Raw genomic sequence first — 4,728 nt, 5'->3', positions numbered from 1 at the left:
AATCGGTGAAGCTGCTCAATGCGACACCGGGCTCGGATTCTGGGTCGACGACCGACCAGTCATTGCGATCGGTGAGCTGGGGCACCTTGTTCTGCAAGGTCCACGTTAGATACTGGCGTCCGCCCTTGGCCACCACGCTTTCCTGCATGTGTCGTGCGGCGTACTGCAGGTGCATTCCCCGCTGGTGCGTCCACACTGACAACCGCATTGTCGATGGCCAGACTGCGCGCGAAGCTTCGATCGAGCGAAAGCTTGCCGGGGAAAAGCGGCTCGATTGTCGACTTGCGGTATTTCAGCACCGCGGTATCTCCTACCGCCAGATCCGGAAACACTAAACTGATGCTGCTGTAGTCGGAGAACAACGCCGACGCGCCGTTGCGTCCCTCGTCTCTCCGTATCTGCCAGCTTGCACGCGGCACGAGCACACGACGTCCGTTGGCCTTAAGCGTATATGCCTCGAGCACGTCCATTTTCTCTGCGCTGCGGCTGAACCTGAGGGTCCTCTGCTTGACGTCTTCCAGCGCGCTGGTCTTCAGGACTCGGACAGACATCGCCATCGTGGCAACGTCTTTGCCATCGATTCCAATGACGTGTTTTTCGTTGTAAGACACCATGCGAACGGCCGGATCCTGCGCATGGCGTTCCATTGCAGCCGGCTGGGCCGGCGGCTGTGTCTGAGCGAAGCTAGGGGTAGCGAGCGCAGCCACCAACCACGCGAGAAGGCGCACCAGCGCGACCGGATTTTGCATGTTTCGCCCCCGAGACTGCTTCCGTTCGTGAAATTCTGGCCAGTGCCCGAAAACTCTTCCTGCGAAGCAACTGGCATTTATTAGGAATGCTCAATATTTCTCGTTTTCTGTTCGCAGCCTCGTTTTGAGCGATCTCCGGAGCTGCTGTCGATATAGAACTTGAGGTCGCAGACTATCAGGCCGCACAACGCCCGGGATGTGCGCCTCCACGCATAAACTTGTTCATGCCCGGGTGTTCGATTAGCGCGTTGAGGGACAAGCCAGCGGGCAATGATTCCCAGTCGCTCATTGAGCAACTTTTGCTGCAGCGACCTGCAAAGATGCTTGAAACGCGCTACCAGGTCGCTCGACAGTGAGCATCGTAAATAAAAATCCGGTGGGTGCGCCAGCCGCTGACAACTGATAGACGAGCTCATGCACTTTTCCGGCCGGACTCGAAGAAACTTGGTCTTCGAATACTGTGACGTTCAGTCCTGGGCGCTTGCTTCCCTCAATGAGCCTTTTGAAGTCGGTCTCGACCTCGTCCGGATCAGCTGCCCTTGCCCAGACTGCGCATGCCTGGGTCGTCCCCCTAATCGAAAGCGCGAAGCTTCCGTATTGGGTTGGCACCGCCCATGCCTTTCCCTGCGATCCCTCTCCGACAAATACTTTCAGTGGAACGGGCTCCGTAATTTCATGCAAATGCCGATCCTCAGCCCAAGCTTGCACTTTGCTCGGCTGCCCCATGTTGGGGACGCAAACCTTCATAAATAGTCCGACGACGAAACCGGACGCGGCGTCTCCCGCAAACGAGGCTTGGGAACCTAGTGCCAAGACAACAGCGAGCCACAGGACACGCTTCCGGATTGGTATTCGCATACGTTCCCCTCCCCCATGCCAAACTTTATTGTTTCGCGTCAACCCACCGGCGCGAGATCGACTCGTGTCGACGGGCCGTTGTCCTTCATCCCCTCTGTCCCAAAATGCGGCTGCGAAACCGTGAGCCTGCTCGCGTCGATCTTCTGGCTCAGATAGTCGCGGACAGCCTGCGCGCGCTGATCGGCAAGCGTGTGCAAACTCGCATCGTTGACCGGCGCATGGAAAGCAAGGGCTCGCTTCATATCGTCGTCCGGAAGCGTCTTCGTCAAACCCACGAAATTCCGTGGCTTCTTGAAATCGGCATCTTTATAGACCTGCGTGAGATAACGATGGTATTCGTCCGCACTGATCGTGACGGTGGACGGATCGACAGGCTGGCCCCCGCTACCCGTCGCTTTCGCCTTTTCCTGCTTCACGAGATTGTCGACGTAGGCCAACTGCAGACCCGACATATCGACGTTCGCGTCGGCGCGCCCGGCCAACTCGAGCTTCACTCCGGGCTTTTCAGTAAGCAGCTTGGCCAGCGTATCGAGCTTCGCGCGCGATGAGTCGGTGAGCGCGGCCGAACCCGGTGCGAAGGCGATGTACTGCAGATGTTCCGCGCTCGCCGTATCACTTCCGCCCCCGCCGAGCGCATTCGCAAGCAGCGAGAACGGGGCAGTGACGGCCCGTTCGATCAAGTGCGTCACCGCGCTCCAGATCAAGCTGCCCAAGCTGAATTGCGGATCCGATAGCGAGCCGGAAACCGGAATGCTGACGTCGATCTTGCCGTGCGAATCCTTCAAAAGCGCGATCGCCAGCCTCACCGGCAAGTGCGTTTCCGTCGTGTTTTCGACATGATCGCCAAAGATCAGTTGATCGATGACCAAATGGTTTTGCGCCATGAGCACGTCGTTGTCGAGCTTGTAATGCAGGTCGACGTTCAGGCTGCCCTTGACAATGGGATAGCCCGCGTACTTCAGCGAGTAAGGGGTGAGGTTCTTCAGTTCGACATCGTGTGCGCTGGCGGTCAGATCGAGCGTGGGCTTGGATGCGAGCGGATTCGCCGTGCCGCGAATCGCGATCGGGCCGTTGTCCGCCAAGCTCGCGCTGATGTCCACGGGCGCGGGCGTCGTGATGTCGGTGCCGAACGCGCCGATCGTACCCGTGATGTCTTCGAGATCCGCCTTGTAATTCGGCTTGACGAAATCGTCGGTGTAATTGACGTGGCCCTGCTGCAGCACAACCTGCCCAATGCGCGCGTGCAGCGGCGTGGACGGCGTATTCGATGCGGTGGACACAGTCGAAGCGGCCTGCGGCGCCGATGCGGCCTGCGCGGTGCTCGCCGACGCGTTTTGCTTGCCCGCCGCCTCGCGCTGTTGGGTCAGCACATCGTTCAGATTCAGCTTGCCTTGCGCATCGAGCAGCACCTGCGCGAAGAAGCGCGAGAACGTGATGCGCGCGACGTCGAGGTTGATGCCATGGGCGTCGTAGCGCGCGTTGATGCCGCCGATCCCCAATGTGCCCCATCCCGCGAGCGGTGCGGAAGTGATGCGATCGAGCAACCGGACGTCGACGAGCGCCGCGAAGCCGCGGTACGCGTAAGACGCCGAGCCGTTCTTGGGCATGACGGCCTTCAACTGGCCTCGTGCGTTGAGCTCCGCGCTGGCGATCTTCGCGTTGAGGTTGCTGCCGAAATACGGCTCGACCGCCGACAGATCCAGCCGGTTCGCCTCTACCGACAACGTAGCGTCGAGCGGATTCGGAACGACGTCGCCGCTCATGTTCAGCGTGCCTTTGCCGTTCACCGATGCCTCGAGCTTGATTGCAAGCGGGCGGCTCAAGTCCTCGGTGACGTTGCGCACGTCGAGCTGGAGCGGCGCGAAATGCAGCTTCGCCGGACGCGGCGCAGCTTCGTCAGTGATATCGGCCGCGCCGTCTTTCAGTACGAGTTCGTCGATTCGGTACCGCCAGCCCGGCTGCGCCGCGGCCGGTGCGTTGGCCGATTTCGCTTCGGTACCCTTCGATGATTCGCCGGCGCGATGCCGATGCTCTGTCGCATGCGAATCGGAGACAGCCGCATGCGGTGTTTCTTGTTTCGGCCGCGGCGATTGAGCGAGTTCCGCCAAGCTGATGCGGCCATCCTTCTCGCGGGTGCCGGATACCGTGAGGCCCGTTGCCTCCACGCGCTCGATCTCGGCCGAGCGCGCCGCTACATCGATGCGCTTCACGTCGACACGGCCTTGCACGAGCGTGATCGCCGGCGCAGCCCCCTTCGCCGTACCGGGACCCATGATCTTCAGCGACTTGAGCGTCAACTCCCCGGCCCCCGCGCGCAATTGCGTGGCCGGACCCGACCAGTCGGCGACGAGCGGAAGCGACGCGCCGAGCGTGCCGTCGGCGAGGCGCGCACCGATGATGCCGTCCAAGTACGGCTGCGCCAGCGGCAACGCAAGGCTGTCGATGGTCAATTTGGCGTCGGCTTGCTTCGCCGACAACCCGAGCACGCCCGTCGCCGCAATGTTGCCGCCTTGCTTCAGCGCGGTCCGGATCGCATAGCGGGCCTTCGCTGCGCCCACGGTCGAAAAATCGTCGAGCGTGGCCGTCAGGCTCGTCAGATCGAGCGAGACGGGCTGATTGGGGACACGGTCTTCCATGGCAATGCTGCCGTCGTTCAGCGCCAGGTGCTTGATCGACAGATCGAGCGGAGCCGTATTTTTCGGGCTTTCGCCGGCGGACGACGACGCCGCGCTGGGAGCAGAGGCCAAGCCGGGCGTTGAGGCGGCAGCGGCCGAGGGAGCCGAAGCAGAAGCAGAAGCAGAAGCCGGCGCCGAGACGGAAGCGCTAGCCGTGGGGCCGGGGCTCATAGCCGCGGCGGCAGTCGCGGCGCGCGTAGCGAACGCCGGCTCGATACTGAGCGCGCCCGAATGTTCGCGCGTCAGATGCAGGTACGGCTGGTCGAGCCGAATCTCGTCGAACCGGTACACGCCCGCGAGCGGTTGAAGTTCCGCTGCGGCGACGTGCAGCGCCTGCGCCGAAAAGAACGGTGCGTGGCGAGCGTCGATGATCCGCGCATCGGTCAAATCGGCCGTGCCGTTCACCGTCAGCGTCGGCTTGTCAGCCGATATCAGGAAGCGAAGCT

The 4,728-nt window shown here is 61.7% G+C and carries 3 protein-coding genes; all 3 read right to left on the bottom strand.

All coding sequences use genetic code 11. The annotated features are described in order from the left end of the window. Positions 1-59: 59 nt before the first annotated feature. Positions 60-749, bottom strand: coding sequence for a DUF3857 domain-containing protein (locus ACTHL0_RS03490; protein WP_440565197.1), 690 nt, complete (start codon positions 747-749; stop codon positions 60-62). Positions 750-1,034: 285 nt separating this feature from the next. Further along, a complete protein-coding gene (locus tag ACTHL0_RS03485) occupies positions 1,035-1,607 on the bottom strand; it encodes an NMCC_0638 family (lipo)protein (RefSeq protein WP_440565196.1) in 573 nt (190 codons plus the stop codon). Positions 1,608-1,645: 38 nt separating this feature from the next. Further along, positions 1,646-4,728 (bottom strand): DUF748 domain-containing protein (locus tag ACTHL0_RS03480; RefSeq protein ID WP_440565195.1); only part of this gene is annotated, 3,083 nt, incomplete at its 5' end.

Origin of the sequence: Trinickia sp. (genome assembly GCF_051961175.1) — a bacterium.
Lineage (GTDB): Bacteria > Pseudomonadota > Gammaproteobacteria > Burkholderiales > Burkholderiaceae > Trinickia.
This window is presented reverse-complemented; position numbering and strand designations above follow the sequence as displayed.